The sequence below is a fragment of the Nocardioides sp. WG-D5 genome (genome assembly GCF_054031175.1).
Genome location: NZ_CM132928.1, coordinates 3469386 through 3487726, shown reverse-complemented (window position 1 = coordinate 3487726; position 18341 = coordinate 3469386). Strand labels below are relative to the sequence as shown.

At 68.3% G+C, this 18341-nt stretch carries 19 protein-coding genes; all 19 read right to left on the bottom strand.

From position 1 onward, the window contains the following. Positions 1-4 precede the first annotated feature (4 nt). Entirely contained in the window at positions 5-1429 is a 1425-nt protein-coding gene (locus tag ACWZJV_RS16965) for a complex I subunit 4 family protein (protein ID WP_457177306.1), read from the bottom strand. Further along, on the bottom strand, positions 1429-3294 hold the full coding sequence (gene nuoL / locus ACWZJV_RS16960; RefSeq protein ID WP_196875762.1) for an NADH-quinone oxidoreductase subunit L: 1866 nt from the start codon (positions 3292-3294) through the stop codon (positions 1429-1431). Before nuoL ends, ACWZJV_RS16965 begins: the two co-directional genes overlap by 1 nt. Next, positions 3288-3593 (bottom strand): NADH-quinone oxidoreductase subunit NuoK, encoded by a 306-nt coding sequence (nuoK, locus tag ACWZJV_RS16955; protein WP_008356449.1) that lies wholly within the window; start codon positions 3591-3593, stop codon positions 3288-3290. The genes nuoL and nuoK overlap by 7 nt, the downstream gene beginning before the upstream one ends. A 79-nt stretch (positions 3594-3672) precedes the next feature. After that, positions 3673-4389, bottom strand: a complete 717-nt coding sequence (locus tag ACWZJV_RS16950; protein WP_008356447.1) for an NADH-quinone oxidoreductase subunit J — start codon at positions 4387-4389, stop codon at positions 3673-3675. Beyond that, positions 4386-4925 carry an NADH-quinone oxidoreductase subunit NuoI gene (gene nuoI / locus ACWZJV_RS16945; RefSeq protein ID WP_008356445.1) on the bottom strand — a complete coding sequence of 180 codons (540 nt, stop codon included), beginning with the start codon at positions 4923-4925 and terminating at the stop codon, positions 4386-4388. The genes ACWZJV_RS16950 and nuoI overlap by 4 nt, the downstream gene beginning before the upstream one ends. Then, a complete protein-coding gene (gene nuoH / locus ACWZJV_RS16940) occupies positions 4922-6214 on the bottom strand; it encodes an NADH-quinone oxidoreductase subunit NuoH (protein ID WP_457177303.1) in 1293 nt (430 codons plus the stop codon). The genes nuoI and nuoH overlap by 4 nt, the downstream gene beginning before the upstream one ends. Continuing rightward, positions 6211-8400 carry an NADH-quinone oxidoreductase subunit G gene (locus ACWZJV_RS16935; RefSeq protein ID WP_457177301.1) on the bottom strand — a complete coding sequence of 730 codons (2190 nt, stop codon included), beginning with the start codon at positions 8398-8400 and terminating at the stop codon, positions 6211-6213. Before ACWZJV_RS16935 ends, nuoH begins: the two co-directional genes overlap by 4 nt. Beyond that, the gene (nuoF, locus tag ACWZJV_RS16930; RefSeq protein WP_457177300.1) at positions 8393-9748 is read right to left on the bottom strand and encodes an NADH-quinone oxidoreductase subunit NuoF; all 1356 of its coding nucleotides are present in this window, start codon (positions 9746-9748) and stop codon (positions 8393-8395) included. Before nuoF ends, ACWZJV_RS16935 begins: the two co-directional genes overlap by 8 nt. Beyond that, on the bottom strand, positions 9745-10386 hold the full coding sequence (nuoE, locus tag ACWZJV_RS16925) for an NADH-quinone oxidoreductase subunit NuoE (protein WP_457177299.1): 642 nt from the start codon (positions 10384-10386) through the stop codon (positions 9745-9747). Before nuoE ends, nuoF begins: the two co-directional genes overlap by 4 nt. Further along, entirely contained in the window at positions 10383-11699 is a 1317-nt protein-coding gene (locus tag ACWZJV_RS16920; RefSeq protein ID WP_457177297.1) for an NADH-quinone oxidoreductase subunit D, read from the bottom strand. The genes nuoE and ACWZJV_RS16920 overlap by 4 nt, the downstream gene beginning before the upstream one ends. Further along, positions 11696-12334, bottom strand: a complete 639-nt coding sequence (locus ACWZJV_RS16915) for an NADH-quinone oxidoreductase subunit C (RefSeq protein ID WP_457177295.1) — start codon at positions 12332-12334, stop codon at positions 11696-11698. The genes ACWZJV_RS16920 and ACWZJV_RS16915 overlap by 4 nt, the downstream gene beginning before the upstream one ends. Continuing rightward, on the bottom strand, positions 12331-12885 hold the full coding sequence (locus ACWZJV_RS16910) for a NuoB/complex I 20 kDa subunit family protein (RefSeq protein ID WP_008356430.1): 555 nt from the start codon (positions 12883-12885) through the stop codon (positions 12331-12333). The genes ACWZJV_RS16915 and ACWZJV_RS16910 overlap by 4 nt, the downstream gene beginning before the upstream one ends. Before the next feature lies 1 nt (position 12886). Further along, positions 12887-13243, bottom strand: a complete 357-nt coding sequence (locus tag ACWZJV_RS16905) for an NADH-quinone oxidoreductase subunit A (RefSeq protein WP_008356428.1) — start codon at positions 13241-13243, stop codon at positions 12887-12889. Between the two features lie 209 nt (positions 13244-13452). After that, positions 13453-14508: a hypothetical protein gene (locus tag ACWZJV_RS16900; protein WP_457177293.1), complete on the bottom strand. Its 1056-nt coding sequence runs from the start codon at positions 14506-14508 to the stop codon at positions 13453-13455. Positions 14509-14601: 93 nt separating this feature from the next. Next, entirely contained in the window at positions 14602-15252 is a 651-nt protein-coding gene (locus ACWZJV_RS16895; RefSeq protein ID WP_196875767.1) for an HD domain-containing protein, read from the bottom strand. Further along, positions 15245-16204: a hypothetical protein gene (locus tag ACWZJV_RS16890; RefSeq protein ID WP_457177291.1), complete on the bottom strand. Its 960-nt coding sequence runs from the start codon at positions 16202-16204 to the stop codon at positions 15245-15247. The genes ACWZJV_RS16895 and ACWZJV_RS16890 overlap by 8 nt, the downstream gene beginning before the upstream one ends. Positions 16205-16248: 44 nt before the next feature. Continuing rightward, positions 16249-16926 carry an ankyrin repeat domain-containing protein gene (locus ACWZJV_RS16885; protein ID WP_008356421.1) on the bottom strand — a complete coding sequence of 226 codons (678 nt, stop codon included), beginning with the start codon at positions 16924-16926 and terminating at the stop codon, positions 16249-16251. A gap of 19 nt (positions 16927-16945) precedes the next feature. Next, the gene (locus ACWZJV_RS16880) at positions 16946-17635 is read right to left on the bottom strand and encodes a demethylmenaquinone methyltransferase (RefSeq protein WP_008356420.1); all 690 of its coding nucleotides are present in this window, start codon (positions 17633-17635) and stop codon (positions 16946-16948) included. Between the two features lie 38 nt (positions 17636-17673). Next, complete coding sequence (locus ACWZJV_RS16875; RefSeq protein ID WP_008356418.1) at positions 17674-18255, bottom strand: hypothetical protein; 582 nt, start codon at positions 18253-18255, stop codon at positions 17674-17676. Between the last annotated feature and the right edge of the window lie 86 nt (positions 18256-18341).

Genomic DNA, 18341 nt, shown 5'->3' with positions numbered 1-18341 from the left:
CGCGTCACTCACCTGCCTGGATGACATCAACAAGAGGAGCCACGACCGGTTGGGCCGCCGAGATCAACGGGCCGGGGACGAAGCCGAAGAAGAGAAGGGCGACGAGCAGCGGCGCGAGTACGCCGACCTCCCGCCGGTCGAGGTCGCGGACCGGCCCCCGGGAGAGCTGAGCGGGCCCGGTGAAGATCCGCTGGTAGGCCCACAGCACGTAGATCGCGGCCAGCACGATCGCAGTGACCGCGATGACGCCGACCAGCCAGTGGTAGTCGAACGCGCTGATCAGGACCATGATCTCGGAGACGAACTGGGACAGTCCGGGCAGGCCGGCGGTGGCCAGGCCGGCGACCAGAAACGTGCCGGCGAGCACCGGGGTGGCCTTCTCCAACCCGCGCATCGAGGAGATCGAGGCGGTGCCCTTGCGGGCGATCAGGAAGCCGGCGATCAGGAACATCGCCGCGGTCGCGACCCCGTGGTTGACCATGTAGAGGATTGCGCCGACCAGACCCTCGCGGGTGGCCGCGAAGATGCCCAGGGTGATCAGCCCGAAGTGCGAGAGCGAGGTCAGACCGATCAGCCGGAGCAGGTCGTCCTGTCCGATCGCGAGCACCGCGCCGTAGACGATCGAGATCAGCGCCAGGACCACGACGACGGGCGTCGCCCAGGCCGAGGCCTCCGGCACCAGACCCAGGCAGAGCCGGATCATGCCGAAGGTGCCGATCTTGTCGAGGACGCACACCAGGAGCACCGAGGTCGGCGTCGTCGCCTGCTCGGTCGTGTCGGCCAGCCAGGTGTGCACCGGGAACAGCGGCGCCTTGACCGCGAACGCGATGAACATCGCCACGAAGATCCAGCGCTCGGCGGTGGTGCCGATGTCGAGCTGGGCGAGGTCGCTGATCAGGTAGGACGGCGCGCCGGCCTCCGAGGAGACCACGAAGAACCCGATCAGCGCACCGAGCAGCACCAGTCCGCCGCCGAGCTGGAACATCAGGAACTTCAGCGCGGCCTTCGCCCGGTGGGGCCCGCCGTGCTGGCCGATCATGAAGTACGCCGGGATCAGCGTCGCCTCGAAGGCGATGTAGAAGACGAACAGGTCGGCGGCCAGGAAGGTGAGCAGCGCGAAGGCCTCCAGGGCCAGCGCCCAGGCGTACCACCGCTTGTCGTGGTCCTTGACCGCCGCCACCATCACCAGCGGGACCAGGACGACGGTGAGCAGCACCATCAGCTTGCCGAAGCCGTCCATCTCGAGCGCCCAGTGGACGCCGAGCGGCTCCATCCAGACGAGGTCGGTGTCGGGAGCCGTGAACATCGTGACCAGGCCGGCGATCAGGGTGGCGATCGCGAAGCCGAAGGCCCACAGCTTGGGCCGGGCCGGCATCACCGCGGTGACCAGCGCGCCCACGAACGGGATGAGGACGAGAGTTGTCAGCATCAGTTGACCACCAGGATCGCGAGGGTCACCAGCACAGTGCCGCCGAGGACGGAGAGGGCATAGGAGCGTACGTAGCCGGTCTGTGCCTTGCGGAGCTCACCGGCGATCGCCGCGAGGGCGATCGGGCCACCGCTCATCAGGCCGTCGACGGCGTACTTGTCGGTCGCCAGGGCGCCGCGGGTGATCGCCATCCCGGGCGGCACCACGACGTCCTCGATGTGCGGGACGTGCAGATAGGGGGTCGGCTCGGTCGTGGCCGGGCGGCGCCCGAAGACGAACCCGGCGGCCGCCACGCCGATCGCGACGACGAGCACCGCGAGGACGGAGGTCGCCCAGACCGGGAGCGGACCGTGGTGCTCGGCGTGGCCGATGGCCACGACCGGCTCGAGCCAGTGCTCGATCCAGCCGCCGAGCGTGAACACGCCGCCGAGGACCGACAGCGCGGCGAGGACGACGAGCGGTCCGGTCATGATCCGCGGCGACTCGTGCGGGTGTACGCCCTCGGGCCACCGCTTGCGGCCGAAGAAGGCGAGCATCATCAGGCGGGTCATGTAGAACGCGGTCACGCCGGCGGCCAGCAGGGCGATGATGCCGACCAGCCAGCTCTCGGCGAAGGCGACCTCGAGGATCTTGTCCTTCGACCAGAAGCCGGCGAAGCCGGGGAAGCCGATGATCGCCAGGTAGCCCATCGCGAAGGTCAGGAAGGTGACCGGGAGCGCCCGGCTCAGGGCGCCGTAGTGCTTGAGGTTCACGTCGTCGTTCATGCCGTGCATCAGCGAGCCGGCGCCGAGGAACATGTTGGCCTTGAAGAAGCCGTGGGTGAGCAGGTGGAAGATCGCGAAGGCGTAGCCCGGCCCGCCCAGCCCGGCGGCCAGCATCATGTAGCCGATCTGGCTCATCGTCGAACCGGCCAGGACCTTCTTGATGTCGTCCTTCACGCAGGAGATCGCGGCACCCCAGATGATCGTCACCAGGGCGACGACCACGACGGCGGTCGAGGCGGCCTCGGCGGCGTCGAAGATCGCGCTGCTGCGGACGATGAGGTAGACGCCCGCGGTCACCATGGTCGCCGCGTGGATCAGCGCCGAGACGGGCGTCGGGCCCTCCATCGCGTCGAGCAGCCAGCCCTGCAGCGGCACCTGGGCGGACTTTCCGCAGGCGCCGACCAGCAGCAGGATGCCGAGCCAGTTGAGCGTCGTCGTGGTCGTGTCGCCGATGTCGATCGCGGAGAAGGACGTGGAGCCGAAGGTGACGAAGGACAGCGCGATCGCCAGCGAGAGACCCATGTCGCCGACCCGGTTCATCACGAACGCCTTCTTGGCGGCGGCGGCCGCGGACGGCTTGTGCTGCCAGAAGCCGATCAGCAGGTAGGACGCCAGGCCGACGCCCTCCCAGCCGAGGAAGAGGCCGACGTAGTTCTCCGCCAGCACCAGCATCAGCATCGCGGCGAGGAACAGGTTGAGGTAGCCGAAGAACCGGGTGCGCCGCTCGTCGTGGGCCATGTAGCCGACCGAGTAGACGTGGATCAGCGTGCCGACCCCGGTGATGAGCAGCAGGAACAGGCTGGAGAGCTGGTCGTAGAGCAGGTCGAAGCCCACCGACAGGTCACCGGTGTCGAACCAGGTGTAGAGGTGCTGGACGACCTGCCTGCTCTCCTCGTCGCGACCGAACGCGGCGATGAAGAGGACGAGCGACAGCACGAAGGACGCGCCGGCGAGCACGACCGCGAGCCAGTGCCCGATCCGGTCGAAGAGGGCCGGGGCGAACGGCCGGCCGATCAGGATCAGCGCAGCGCCGGCCAGGGGCAGCGCGATGACCAGCCAGATCAGCGAGAAGACGCCGCTGGCCTCAACAGGATTCACCACTTGAGCATCCTTGGCTCGTCGACCGAAGCCGTGTTTCTGGTGCGGAAGATGGTCATGATGATCGCCAGCCCGACGACCACCTCAGCGGCCGCGACGACCATCACGAAGAACGCCGTCACCTGCCCGTCGAGGTTGCCGTGCATCCGGCTGAACGCCACCAGGGCCAGGTTGGCTGCGTTGAGCATGAGCTCGACGCACATGAAGACGACGATCGCGTTTCGCCTGGTCAGCACGCCGATCGTGCCGATCGTGAAGAGGATGGCGGACAAGATAACGTACGCCGTGGTGTTGTCTGTCATGCCGCCGCCTCCGTAGCGCAAGCGCCAGAATACGAACGCGGCGGCATGTTGATCCTATGACTCGCTCGCTGACGCTCGCTCATTCGCCCTGCCCCTCGTCACCTGTTCCGTTCGAGCGTCCACCGGCGAGGATGGCCGGGACCGACTTCGTGCTCTGCGACCCGTCCGGCAGAAGCGCCGGGGTGTCGTTGCTGTTGTGGCGCGCGAAGGTGCCCGGTGGGGGCAGCGGGCCGAGGTGCTTGCCGCTCTTCGCGTAGTCGGCGACCCGCTTGCGGGCGAGGTCGCTCTGGCTCTGCTTGGGGTCGATCCGCTCGCGGTGGGCCAGCACCATCGCCCCGATCGCGGCGGTGATCAGCAGCGCGCTGGTCGCCTCGAAGGCGATCACGTAGCGGGAGAAGAGGAGGTCGGCGAGGCGCTGTACGTTGCCGCCCTCGTTGGCGCTGGACAGCCCGCGCATCGTGGCGATGCTCGCCTGGCCGACGCCCGCGATCAGGGTCGCCCCGAGACCGATGCCGAGCAGGGCCGCGAGCACCTTCTGCCCCGCGATCGTCTCCTTGAGGGTGTCGGAGGTGTCGACGCCGACCAGCATGATCACGAACAGGAACAGCATCAGGATCGCCCCGGTGTAGACCACGATCTGCACCGCGAACAGGAACGGCGCCTCCAGCGTCGCGTAGATCATCGCGAGCCCGACCATGACGACCGCCAGCGACAGCGCGGCGTGCACCGGCTTGCGCGCGAAGAGGAGGCCCAGCGCGGCGATCACCGTGACCGACGCGAGGATCACGAAGCTCATCGGGCCGACTCCTTGGGCTCCGGTGCGTAGTAGGAGGTGTCGTCGTTGCCGAGGAACATCGGGTGCGGAGGAGCCTCCATCCCGTCCTCGAGCGGCGCGAGCAGGTCCTGCTTCTCGTAGATCAGGCTCTCGCGCGAGGTGTCGGCGAGCTCGTACTCGTTGGTCATCGTCAGCGCCCGGGTCGGGCAGGCCTCGATGCACAGCCCGCACAGGATGCAGCGCAGGTAGTTGATCTGGTAGACGCGGCCGTAGCGCTCACCCGGCGAGTAGCGCTCCTCCTCGGTGTTCTCCGCGCCCTCGACGTAGATGGCGTCGGCCGGACAGGCCCACGCGCAGAGCTCGCAGCCGACGCACTTCTCCAGGCCGTCGGGGTGCCGGTTGAGCTGGTGGCGGCCGTGGAAACGCTCCTCGGTCGGCTCCTTCTGCTGCGGGTACTGCTCGGTGACCGGCTTCTTGAACTGCGTCCCGAACGTCACCGCGAACCCGCTCACCGGGTCCCAGAAGCGCTCCTTGAACGTGCGGTCGTCGTTGCTCACTTTGCCTCCTCAGGAGAGGGAAGAATGCGTACGCCGTTGGCACCCGACGGCGGGCCGAACACCAGCGGCTGGGCGGCACCTCGCACCGCTCCGCCCTGCGGCAGCGCGGGCGTTGGGAAGCCGCCGGCCGGCGTGCTGACCTGGGCCTCCTTCTCCGGCAGCCGGTTGAGGAAGCCGAGCACGACGACGGCCGTGACGGCCACCCCGAAGCCGAAGAGGACCCAGTTGGGACTGAAGCCGCCCTCGATCGCGGCCATCTTGATCACCGCGACGACGACGATCCAGGCCAGGCTCGCCGGCAGCAGGACCTTCCAGCCGAGCGACATGAACTGGTCGTAGCGCAGCCGCGGCAGGGTGCCGCGCAGCCAGATGAAGATCCAGATGAAGAAGAACATCTTCAGGAAGAACCACAGCACCGGCCAGTAGCCCTCGTTGGCGCCGGCCCAGAGGGTGCCGAGGCCGAGCGGGGCCTGCCAGCCGCCGAGGAAGAGCGTCGTGGCGAGCGCGCTGACGGTGGCCATGTTGATGTATTCGGCCAGGAAGAAGAGCGCGAACTTCAGGCTGGAGTATTCGGTGTGGAAACCACCGACCAGCTCACCCTCGGCCTCGGGGAGGTCGAACGGCGCGCGGTTGGTCTCGCCGACCATCGAGATGCAGTAGATCAGGAAGGACGGCAGCAGCAGGGCGCCGAACCACCAGTCCTGCTGGGCGGCGACGATCTGGCTCGTGGACAGGCTGCCGGCCATCAGGAAGACGGTGACGAGGGCCAGGCCCATGCTCACCTCGTAGGAGATCATCTGAGCGCTGCTGCGCAGACCTCCCAGCAGGGAGTAGGTGGAGCCGGAGGCCCAGCCGCCGAGCACGATCCCGTAGATGCCGATGCTGGCGATCGCCATCACGAACAGCACCGCGACCGGCATGTCGGTCAGCTGCAGCGGCGTCTGCACGCCGAAGAAGTTGACCTCTGGCCCGAACGGGATCACCGAGAACGTCACGAACGCCGGCACCGTGGCCAGGATCGGGGCCGTGATGAAGACGATCTTGTCGGCCTTCTCCGGCGTCAGGTCCTCCTTGAGTGCCAGCTTCACGCCGTCGGCGAGGGACTGCAGCAGGCCGAACGGTCCGTGCCGGTTGGGCCCGATGCGGTGCTGCATCCGGGCCACGACCTTGCGCTCCCACCAGATGTTGAACAGCGTCAGCACGACGCAGACCACGAAGACCAGCAGGACCTTGATCGCGATGATCCACCACGGGTCCTGGCCGAACTGCTCCAGTCCGTTCACTGTCATGCCCCCTCTACCGTGACCGTCGAGCCCGGCGAGGCGAGGTCCGCCCAGACGCCGCGCCCGAAGCTGTTCGTCGGCACCCACACGGTGTTGTCGGCGAGCTCGGCCGGCAGCGCCGGGAGCGTCCAGCTCCCCCGGTCGCCGGTCACCGTCACGACGTCGCCGAGCTCCGCGTGGAGCGCTGCCGGGATGCGTACGAATGCGGGGCGGGCGGTCGCCGCCAGCGCCTTGTCACCGCTCTGCAGCGTCCCGTTGTCGAGCATCAGGTGCCAGGTCGCCAAGTGGAATCCACCCGAATCGGTCGTTGTGGCGGCCGAGTCGGTCGTTGTGGGCGACGAGACGACAGTTTCGTACGCCACTTCTGCGGACTCGGCGTCCAGAAGTGAGAACTCGGCGGTGATGTGGGCGAGGACCTCGGCGTCGGAGTAGGCCGCGGGCTTGTCGAAGACCTTCTCGAACGGACGGCGGCGACCCTCCCAGGTGACGAAGGTGCCGGCCTTCTCGGAGGCGGTGGCGACGGGGAGTACGACGTCGGCGCGCTCGGTCACGGCGGTGACCCGCTGCTCGAGACTGACCACGAAACCGGGCTGGTCGAGGGCGGCCAGGAAGGCGGCGGGGTCGGCGGTGTCGTCGGGGTCGACGCCAGCGATCACCAGAGCGTCGAGTCCGGCACGGACGATCGCCTCGGCGTCGAGGCCGCCCTCGCCCGGGAGCAGGTCGGCCTCGACCGCACCCCGGTCGCCGGCGCGGCGCGGCACCCAGGCGAGCCTGGCGCCGGTGCGGTCGGCGAGCTCCGCAGCCGCGGAGTAGCCGCCGGGGCTGGTCGCCAGCCGCTCGCCGACCAGGATCACCGAGGCCGCGGTGACTCCGCTGACCTGCGACAACACGTCCTTCTCGGCGCCGGGAGCGGTCAGCACGACGTGGGCCCCGAGCTTGCGGGAGCCCTCGGATGCGTACGCGCTCAGGGCGGTGATCCGCAGGCCCTTCCGGTTGGCCTTGCGCAGCCTCAGGAAGAGCGTGCCGGCCTCGTCCTCGGGCTCGAGGCCGACGAGGACGACATGGTCGGCGGCGTCGAGGTCGGCGTAAGTGACGCTCGTGCCTGCCACCCGGGTGCGGAGGAAACCGGTCTCCTCCTCCGACAGCGGACGGGCACGGAAGTCGATGTGGGGCGTGCGCAGCGTGTCGCGGGCGAAGGTCGCGTAGGCCTTCGCGTCCTCCAGCGTGAGCCGGCCACCGGGCAGCACGCCCACCGAGCCGGCAGCTGCCAGACCCTGGGCGGCGACCGCGACGGCCTCCAGCCAGGACGCCGGGCGGAGCTCGCCGTCCTCGCGGACCATCGGCGAGGTGAGCCGGTCGCGCACGGCGTAGCGGAAGCCGAAGCGGTCCTTGTCGGAGATCCACTCCTCGTTGACCTCGGGGTCGTTGCCGGCAAGGCGGCGCATCACCTTGCCCCGACGGTGGTCGATGCGGATCGCGGCACCGCAGGCGTCGTGCTCGGCGACGCTCGGGGTCGAGACCAGGTCGAAGGGACGGGCGCGGAACCGGTAGTCGTCGCTGGTCAGCGCGCCGACCGGGCAGATCTGGATGACGTTGCCGGAGAAGTAGGACGAGAACGGCTTGTCGTCGGCGATGCCGATCTGCTGCTGGGCACCCCGCTGGATGAGCGCGATCCCCGGGTCGCCCGGGATCTCGGCGGCGAACCGGGTGCAGCGCTGGCAGACGATGCACCGCTCACGGTCGAGCAGCACGTTGGGCGAGAGGTTGATGGGCTTCGGGAACGTACGCTTCGTCCCCTCGAACCGGGTCTCGCTCTGCCCGTGGGACATCGCCTGGTTCTGCAGCGGGCACTCGCCGCCCTTGTCGCACACCGGGCAGTCCAACGGGTGGTTGACCAGGAGGAACTCCATGATCCCGTGCTGCGCCTTCACGGCCGTGGAGTTCTGGGTCTCGACCACCATGCCCTCGGCGACCGGGATCGTGCAGGAGGCCTGCGGCTTCGGGAAGCCACGGCCGTTGCCGGCGTCGGGGATGTCCACCAGGCACTGCCGGCAGGCACCGACGGGGGCCAGCAGCGGGTGGTCGCAGAACCGCGGGATCTCGATCCCGGCCACCTCGGCGGCCCGGATCACGAGAGTCCCTTCGGGCACGGTCACATCGGTGCCGTCGATCTTCAGCGTCACGTCAGTCATGGTCGACTGCCTCCTCGCGGGTGGTCTCGACAAGCTCGACCACCGGATCCGCCCATGCAGTCGACGCGGCCGGGTCGAACGGGCAGCCGCCCTGCTCGAGGTGGGCCAGGTATTCGTCTCGGAAGTACTTGATCGAGGAGGTGATCGGGCTCGTCGCACCGTCACCCAGCGCACAGAACGAGCGGCCGAGGATGTTGTCGCACTGGTCGAGCAGCAGGTCGAGGTCCTCAGGCTTGCCGTCGCCCTTCTCCAGCCGCTCCAGCACCTGCACCAGCCACCACGTGCCCTCGCGGCACGGGGTGCACTTGCCGCACGACTCGTGCTTGTAGAACTCCGTCCACCGCAGCACCGCCCGCACGACGCACACGGAGTCGTCGAAGATCTGCAGCGCGCGGGTGCCGAGCATCGAGCCCGCCGCCGCGACGCCTTCGAAGTCCAGCGTCACGTCCAGGTGCTCCTGGGTGAACAGCGGGGTCGAGGAGCCACCCGGGGTCCAGAACTTCAGCTCATGACCCTCACGTACGCCACCGGCCAGCTCGATCAGCTGGCGCAGCGTGATGCCGAGCGGAGCCTCGTACTGGCCGGGCTTCTTGACGTGACCGGAGAGCGAGAAGATGCCGACGCCGGCCGACTTCTCCGTGCCCATCCCAGAGAACCAGGAGGCGCCGTTCTTCACGATCGCCGGTACCGAGGCGATCGACTCGGCGTTGTTGATCACGGTCGGGCTCGCGTAGAGACCGGCGACGGCCGGGAACGGCGGACGCAGCCTCGGCTGCCCGCGACGTCCCTCGAGCGAGTCGAGCAGCGCGGTCTCCTCGCCACAGATGTAGGCACCGGCGCCGGCGTGCACGACCAGCTCGAGGTCGTAGCCGGAGCCGTGGATGTTCGTGCCGAGGTGGCCGGCCGCGTAGGCCTCACGGACCGCGGCCTGCAGCCGCCGGATCACGTGCAGCACCTCGCCGCGTACGTAGATGAAGGCGCGCTCCGCACGGATGGCGTAGGAGGAGATGATCACGCCCTCGACCAGGGTGTGGGGCGAGGCCATCATGAGCGGGATGTCCTTGCAGGTGCCCGGCTCGGACTCGTCGGCGTTCACGACCAGGTAGCGCGGCTTCGGGTTCTCCGGATCGGGCGGCGGCAGGAAGCCCCACTTCACCCCGGTCGGGAAGCCGGCACCTCCGCGGCCGCGAAGGCCGGAGTCCTTGACGGTCGTCTGTACGTCCTCAGGAGCCATCCGGAGCGCGACGTCGAGCGCCTCGTAACCCCCGGTGGCGGTGTAGGCGGGCAACGTCCAGGCCCGCTCGTCGCCCCAGTTGGCGGTCAGGACCGGGGTCAGGGTGTCGGTCATGCCTCAGGGGCCTTCCACTCGTTCTCGGCGGCCAGCTTCAGACCCGCCTGGGAGGCCTCGCCCGATGCCGGCCCCTCGTCGACGAGCCCGTCCTCGAAGCCGGCCAGGACCCGCTCGGCCTCGCGCCAGCTCGTGATCCGGGCGCCGCGCGAGGCCACGACCTCGCGGCCCTCGCGCAGGTCGTCGACCAGCTGCGAGGCCGACTCGGGGGTCTGGTTGTCGAAGAACTCCCAGTTGACCATCACCACCGGCGCGTAGTCGCAGGCCGCGTTGCACTCGATGTGCTCGAGGGTGATCGCGCCGTCGGCGGTGGTCTCGTCGTTGCCCACCTCGAGCTTCTCGCGCAGGCAGGCGAAGATCTCGTCGCCGCCCATCACCGCGCAGAGCGTGTTGGTGCAGACGCCGACATGATGACGACCGACCGGGTGGCGCTTGTACATCGTGTAGAACGTCGCGACCCCGCTCACCTCGGCCGGGGTGAGCCCGAGGACGTCGGCGCAGGCCTGGATGCCCTCGGGCGTGACCCGGCCCTCCACCGACTGCACCAGGTGGAGCATCGGCAGCAGCCCGGAGCGGGCCTGGGGATAGCGGGCCGCGATCTCGCGCAGCTCGTCGAATGTCTCAGGAGCCAGACTCATCGGTCGACGCCTCCCATCACCGGGTCGATGGACGCGATCGCCACGATCACGTCGGCCACCATGCCGCCCTCGGACATCACGCTCGTGGCTTGAAGGTTGGTGAACGACGGGTCCCGGAAGTGGACCCGGTAGGGCTTGGTGCCGCCGTCGCTGACCACGTGGGCGCCGAGCTCTCCGCGCGGCGACTCGATCGCGGCGTACGCCTGGCCGGCCGGCACCCGGAAGCCCTCGGTCACCAGCTTGAAGTGGTGGATCAGCGCCTCCATCGACTCGCCCATGATGTGGCGGATGTGGTCGAGGGAGTTGCCCTGACCGTCGGGGCCGACGGAGAGCTGCGAGGGCCAGGCGATCTTCTTGTCGGCGACCATCACGGGGGCGCCGTCGAGATCCTTGAGCCTCTTGAGCGCCTGCTCCATGATCCGCAGCGACTCCCACATCTCGGCCAGCCGCACGCGGAACCGCCCGTAGGAGTCGCAGGTGTCCCAGGTGATGACCTCGAAGTCGTAGTCCTGGTAGCCGGAGTAGGGCTGGGTCTTGCGCAGGTCCCACGGGTAGCCGGTGCTCCGCAGGATCGGCCCGGTCAGACCGAGCGCGAGGCAGCCCTCCAGGTCGAGGTAGCCGACCTGCTCCAGGCGGCCCTTGAAGATCGGGTTGGCGTTGCAGAGCGCCGCGTACTCGCTCAGCCGGGTCTTCATCAGCTCGATGAACTCGCTCACCCGCGCGACGGTGCCCTCCGGGACGTCCTGGGCGACGCCGCCGGGACGGATGTAGGCGTGGTTCATCCGCAGCCCGGTGATGAACTCGAACAGGTCCAGGCACAGCTCACGCTCGCGGAAGCCGATCGTCATCACGGTCAGCGCGCCGAGCTCCATGCCACCGGTCGCGATCGCCACCAGGTGGGAGGAGATCCGGTTGAGCTCCATCAGCATGACCCGGATGACGTCGGCCTTCTCCGGCACCTCGTCGCCGATGCCGAGCAGCTTCTCCACCCCGAGGACGTACGCCGTCTCGTTGAAGATCGGCGAGAGGTAGTCCATCCGGGTGACGAAGGTCGTGCCCTGGGTCCAGGAGCGGAACTCCATGTTCTTCTCGATGCCCGTGTGGAGGTAGCCGATCCCGGCACGCGCCTCGGTGACGGTCTCGCCCTCGAGCTCGAGGATCAGCCGGAGCACCCCGTGGGTCGAGGGGTGCTGCGGACCCATGTTGACGACGATCCGCTCGTCCTTGACGTCCTTGAGGGCGTCGGTCAGCTCGTCCCAGTCCTGGCCGGTGACGGTGAACGTACGGCCCTCGTCAGCCTCTGTCGCGGTCATGAGTAGCTCCTGCGAGTGTCCGGCGGCGGGATCGTCGCGCCCTTGTATTCCACGGGGATCCCACCCAGCGGGTAGTCCTTGCGCTGCGGGTGGCCCGGCCAGTCGTCGGGCATCAGGATCCGGGTCAGACCCGGATGGCCGTCGAAGACGATCCCGAACATGTCGTAGGTCTCGCGCTCGTGCCAGTCGAGCGTCGGGTAGATGCCCACCCCGCTCGGCACGTGCGGGTCCTCGTCGGGGGCGCTCGTCTCGACCCGCACCCGGCGGTTGTACGTCATCGAGAGCAGGTGGTAGACCGCATGCAGCTCTTTGCCCAGGTCAGCGGGGTAGTGAACCCCGGAGACCCCGGAGCAGAGCTCGAAGCGCAGCTCGTCGCGGAGCACCTGCAGGGCCTCGAGCAGCCGCTCGCGGCGTACGTGGAAGGTCAGCTCACCACGGTGGATGACCGCCTCCGCCTCGGTGAAGGCGAGGGCGTCGGCGATCTCCTTGAACCAGCCGCCGTAGGGCTGCACCCCGACGTCGCTGGTGCGGCTCGGCATCGAGTGGCGGCGGGTGAGGCCGCCGTATCCGCTGGTGTCGCCGGTGTCGCTCACGCCGAACATGCCGCTGTTCTGGCCGCTGTTCTGGTCGCTCACCGCAGAAGTCCCGTCTGGTCGATCAGCGGCAGCTGGCGCAGGGCCACGGCCTCGTTGTCGATGTCCTCGCGCTCGGCGTTGACGCCCAGCGAGCCGTGCTGGATCTTGTCGTGGAGCTTGAGGATCGCGTCGATCAGCATCTCGGGGCGCGGCGGGCAGCCGGGGAGATACATGTCGACGGGCACGATGTGGTCGACGCCCTGGACGATCGCGTAGTTGTTGAACATCCCGCCACTGCTGGCGCAGACGCCCATCGCGAGCACCCACTTCGGCTCGGGCATCTGGTCGTAGATCTGCCGCAGCACCGGCGCCATCTTCTGGCTCACCCGGCCGGCCACGATCATCAGGTCGGCCTGCCGCGGACTCGCGCGGAAGACCTCCATGCCGTAGCGGGCCAGGTCGTACTTCGGGCCGCCGCTGGTCATCATCTCGATGGCGCAGCAGGCCAGCCCGAACGTCGCCGGCCACAGGCTCGCCTTGCGGAAGTAGCCCGCCAGGCCCTCGACGGTCGTGAGCAGAACCCCGCTCGGAAGCTTTTCTTCGAGACCCATGTCAGTCCCAGTCCAATCCACCGCGGCGCCACACATAGGCGTACGCGACAAAGACGGTCAGCAGGAACAGGCCCATCTCCGCGAGGCCGAACCACCCCATCGCGTCGAACCTGACGGCCCACGGGTAGAGGAAGATGATCTCGATGTCGAAGATGATGAAGAGCATCGCGGTGATGTAGTACTTCACCGGGAAACGACCGCCCAGCGCCTGAGGCGTGGCCTCGATCCCGCACTCGTAGGGATCCGCCTTGGCCTGGTTGGCGCGACTCGGTCCCACGACCGAGCTCATGATCACCGAACCGACCGCGAAGAGCGTCGCCAGTCCCGCCAACGCGAGCACCGGCACGTAGAGCTCCATCTCGCCTCCTACCCTGAGCGGCCCACCCCTTCTTGAGACTTTGTGAATAGAATCACAATGTGGGCCAACTCACATCCTGCCACTCCTGCGGCGGATTGCAAGTGGGTTGCTGAAATGGCGCGCGGGCACTTTCGCGCCATGGCGGGAAAGTGCCCGCGCATCCGGCGGCAAACGCTTGCAGAATCACGCCATGGCGGGGTTGTGACGGGTCAGACGTCGGCGTTGGCCGCCGGCGTTGGCGCGTCGAGGAAAGCTCGGGGGATCACGACGGTCCGCCGGTCCAGGCTCGCAAGTCCCCTGCGGGGCCGGATCGGCACAACGTTGTACGCCACGACGTGCTCAGTCGCTCGGACCTGTCGGAGCCAGCCCCGATGCCAGGCGACACTCCCCCACGGCCCCTGAATCAGGACGGATTCGCCCACCGAGCCGACGACGGTCGCGCCGACCGGATACATGACGGAGATCGGGGCCCGCCCTCCGCGGAGTGCACTCACCGTGTAGAGCAGCAGAATCAGCGTCCAGACGATCATCTGCCGGTAGGCGCCGTCGATCAGGTTGGTCGTGCATTGGAAGACAGCCAACGCCAGGAACACCCACACCGGCCACCTCATCTGCTGACGCATCCAGCCACTGCTGAGCCGTACCTGAAGCGCTCGATCGATAACGACTGGCTCGCCTGAGGGCGCCGGCTCCTCAGACCCGCCCGACCTCATCGTCAGCTCCCGAGCGATGCCCGGACCGATCAACTGAACCGGAAAGTCCAGCGACTTCGACAGCTCCTCGGGCCCAACCAGAAGAGAGGTCTGCACGTGCAGCCTGAACCGGCCGATCCGCTGCGGGAAGCGCACGGTCACCGATCCATGATCGACCTGTGTGAGCCGTGACCACGGGTAGAGGGCGAGGCGGTTGGGCGTACGCACTCCCAGACCGGTCGTCGTCGCCCACGATGTGAACGTGGATCCGACCGGGAAGTCGCCTTCGACCCGGCGGCGCACGGACTGGACTCCCGTTGCCGCCAGGAGTACCTGGACGGCGACCGTCACCGCCGCGATCAGCATCAGTTCGATATCGAACGGAAGCTGATCGATCGGCAAGCCCCAGGCCCACAGGTAGACCCCGACCAAGATCGGCGGAAACGCCGCCACGGCGACCCAGAAGCCCAGGCTCGTCAGCTGAGCCATCACCTCGGCTCGCCTCAGGCGACGCTGATCGGCGATCGTGACGGTCCAGTCCGTCACCGATCCCGGCACCACATCCACGTCCACGAACGGCTCCCCTCAGCGTCCCCGCGGCCCAAAGTCGCCGCAGCGTAACGGATACCGGGGAGGGAATGTCGGCAAACTCGGAACGGGTCCCCGTCAGTCGGGATCCGGGCGGATCCAGCCCTTGGCGAGACCCGCACGCACGATGGCGTCGGTGGCTTCCCCGAGGGTGGTGCTCGCTGCGACGACACCGGCCTCGCGGGCGCGGACCCGGGACTCGGTGGCACCGGGCATGCTCCAGGTGCCGCCGCGGTTGAGCCAGTTCAGGAGCATCGGCTCGAGGCGGTCCATCGCCTTGCAGAAGCGCGCCTCGGGGGTCTGAGCGGCCTCGAACTCGTCCCACAGCGCCCGGATCTCACCTGCCTGGTCCGGCGGCAGCATCGTGAAGAGACGGTCGGCGGCGGCGAGCTCGCGCTCGACCTGGTCGACGACCGCAGCAGCGTCGAAGACCGGGCTGTCGCCGGCGTAGATCTCGACCATGTCGTGGATGATCACGAGCTTGATCGCGTGCCCGACGTCGATCGGCTCGTCGGCGTACTCGGCCAGCAGCAGCACCATCAGCGCCAGGTGCCAGGAGTGCTCGGCGTCGTTCTCACGGCGGTCGGCCGCGGCCAGCGGGGAGGCGCGCAGGATCGTTTTGAGCCTGTCGGCCTCCGCGATGAACTCCAGCTGGGCTCGCAGCCTCCCGCCGATCTCGGCAGGGAGCGGATTCAGGTCGGTGATGAGGTCGGCGGGCGAGTCATCCATGCGTTGACCTTCGCATGGCGCGTACGTCTGGAGAAACCGACTCCTCGTCGAGGATCGCCCGCGGCACGATCACCCGCGCCGCGCCCGACCTGAAGACGATCGCATACCTCGTCCTGGCGACCGGCGCGAGCTTGGACCGGTGGATCGACGTACGTCCCCACGGGCCACGGACCACCAGATACTCACCGAAGGAACCGCTGATCGTCGACCCGATCGGGTAGGTGCCGATCGTCGGAAGGACGGTAGCGGCGATGACGACGCCCAGGGCGAGCGTCACCCCTCCTGCCGTCCCCAGAGCCGGCCAAAGGTCGCCGTCAGCAATCCTGAGAAGCACCAACAGCACGGCTGCGGCGACCACGATCCAGCCCGCCACGCGGAAGCGGCGCACTGCCGCCGCGCACAGGGCGATCTGCAGCTTTCGGTCGACGACCACGGAGCGCTCGCCGGGTGCATCCTCGCGAGCAACCGGTTCGACGACACGTCCATCGACACCGCGGTCCAGGCGCGCCCTCGCCTGCTCACCCAGCACCTGCCGAGCCATCAGGAGATTCTGCTTCGGACTCAGTGTTCGCAGGTGCACGGCGATCGGCCCGACGTTCGTAGCAGCGATGCGATCCCAGTTGATCTCCATACCGCCACCGCGGCCGTCGAGCCGGTACGCCGTCGCGCCCGCCCAGGAACGGAAGGTCTCTCCGACGGGGTAGACCTGTCGGACCCGCCGCACCGAGATCCCAATGATCAGGGCCACAGAGGCAAGCATGGCGGCGATCGCCACGACCGGGTGCCAGTCGAGCACCATCGCAGCGCAGGCGATGATCCCCACGGCTACGCACAAACCCAACCAGGTCGAAGGCTGCCGCACCCACCACCGCCGATACGCACGCATGAACTCGCGCCGTTCCTCGGCGGTCACCGTCCATGTGGCGTCCGGCGCGTCGATCGAGTCAGTCACGACGCCGCATCATGCCGTAGCGGCACACTCCAACAGGCCTCGGGTCAGCGGGTGGGCAGGGGAAGCGCGCGCTTGGAGCGGCTCACGTAGGCCGAGCCCTCCGGGCCGACGACGACGTAGGAGTCGCCCAGGCGGGAGTTGTACTCCAGGTGCGCACGACCCCAGAACATGCCGATCCGGATGCCGCCGTACATCCCCGGGGCGGTGAACCAGGCCTCGTCGGGGCCGCCCTCCTCGGAGATGAGCCGGACGTCGAACGTACGCAGCTGGTGGTCGCCGCGGAACTCGGCGGTCAGCTCGGCGAGCGTCGTGTTGACGTGGTGGTTGACGGCCTCGAGGTTGTCACCGAGCGGGGTGCCGGGGCGGAAGAACGGGTCGAGCATGTCGAGCAGGTGGTCGTGACCGCGTCGCTTGGCGAGCAGGTAGGGCGTCTCGCCGTGCGCGGTGGGCAGCGACCGGACCCCGCCCAGCGAGAGGAGCTCCTGGACCGTCTCCCGCGGCGCACCGAGGTAGGCGGCGTGGTGGAGCGGGGTGAACATCGACTCGCCGCCGATCTTCCAGGTGTTGACGCCGACGGTGTAGTCGTTGCGTACCTGCGAGAGCGCGCGGCGCCAGTCCCCCTGCGCGGCCGCGTCGGTGAGCGAGTCCCTGGCCTTGACCGCTGCGGGGCCGTAGGCCTCGCGAGGCATCAAGATGCCGTCCCATGGCAACGTGGTGGTCATAGTTGAACTTTCGCAGAGATCAAGCGGTTGCGTGATGGAGTGCGACGATTCCGCCCGAGAGATTCGTCCAGGTCGGCGACTGCCAGCCCGCTGAGGAGAGCATCTCGGCGAGACCTGCCTGGTCTGGCCATGCCCGGATGGACTCAGCGAGATAGACGTACGCGTCGGGGGAGGACGATACCGCGCGCGCGACCGGAGGAAGGGCCTTCATCAGGTATTCGACGTAGAGCGTCCGGAACGGCTTCCAGGTCGGGTGCGAGAACTCGCAGACCACGATCCGGCCGCCGGGGCGGGTGACCCGGCGCAGCTCACGCAGGCCGGCCGCCGGGTCGACGATGTTGCGCAGACCGAACGAGATCGTGACCGCGTCGAAGGTCGCATCGCGGTAGGGAAGCCGGGTGCCGTCGCCGGCCGTGAACGGCAGGTGGGGCTTGGCCTCCTTGCCGACCTGGAGCATCCCGATCGAGAAGTCGGTCGGGACCACCTCGGCTCCTGCGTCCAGGAACGGCTGCGACGAGGTGCCGGTGCCGGCGGCCAGGTCGAGCACGAGCTCGCCGGGCTTCGGGTCGACGGCCTTGATCACCTCGCGACGCCAGCGCCGGTCCTGGCCGAGCGAGAGCACGTCGTTGGTGATGTCGTAGCGCTTGGCCACGGCGTCGAACATCCGGCGGACGTCGCCGGGCTGCTTGTCCAGATCTGCTCGGGTCACGGGCTGATTTCTGTCTCGGGTCGCTGTCCGGACCGAACTCAGGCGAGCTTCTCGAAGATCTCGTCGGCGTACTTCGCCGCGTCTTCCTTCGAGGCGGCGGTCGCCTGGACGGTCAGGTCGTTGGACGCGTGCGAGCAGGTCGCCTGGGTCTGACCGGTCGACTGGTCGGCGCTGGAGTAGCAGACGTTGTCGCGCACCTTGGAGACCTCGCCACCGCCGTAGTAGGCGCTGCCGTCGCCGGCGAAGGCGCGGATCATCACGGACTTCTTCATGTCCTTGGTGATGTAGGTGCGCGAGGACATCGAGAACCCGAGCGCGTCGGACACGTTGCGGTCCTCGGTCCTCGAGCTCGCCGCGTTCTGCTTGATGAAGGTGTCCAGCTGCTCCTCGGACGCGCCCTGCTTCTTGATCACGTCGAGGTCGTAGGAGGACTTCTTGTCGGCCGGCTGGTAGCCGCCCGACAGCGTCTCGGGGAGCGTGATCTTCACGCCCGAATGGGACTCGGAGTCGCCAACCCACCGTGGCAGGCCAACGCCCAGCACGACGAAGAGGGCCAAGGCGATGATGCCGAGGGTGATGCCGTTCTCTGCGATGAACGACTGCTCTTTGTTGGTACTCACGCCAGCGCACGCTACAACCCCGATGGTGGTGGATGGCAAACGGGGCGCAATGCCACATACATCACTTCGACTCGTCTCGGCCGACA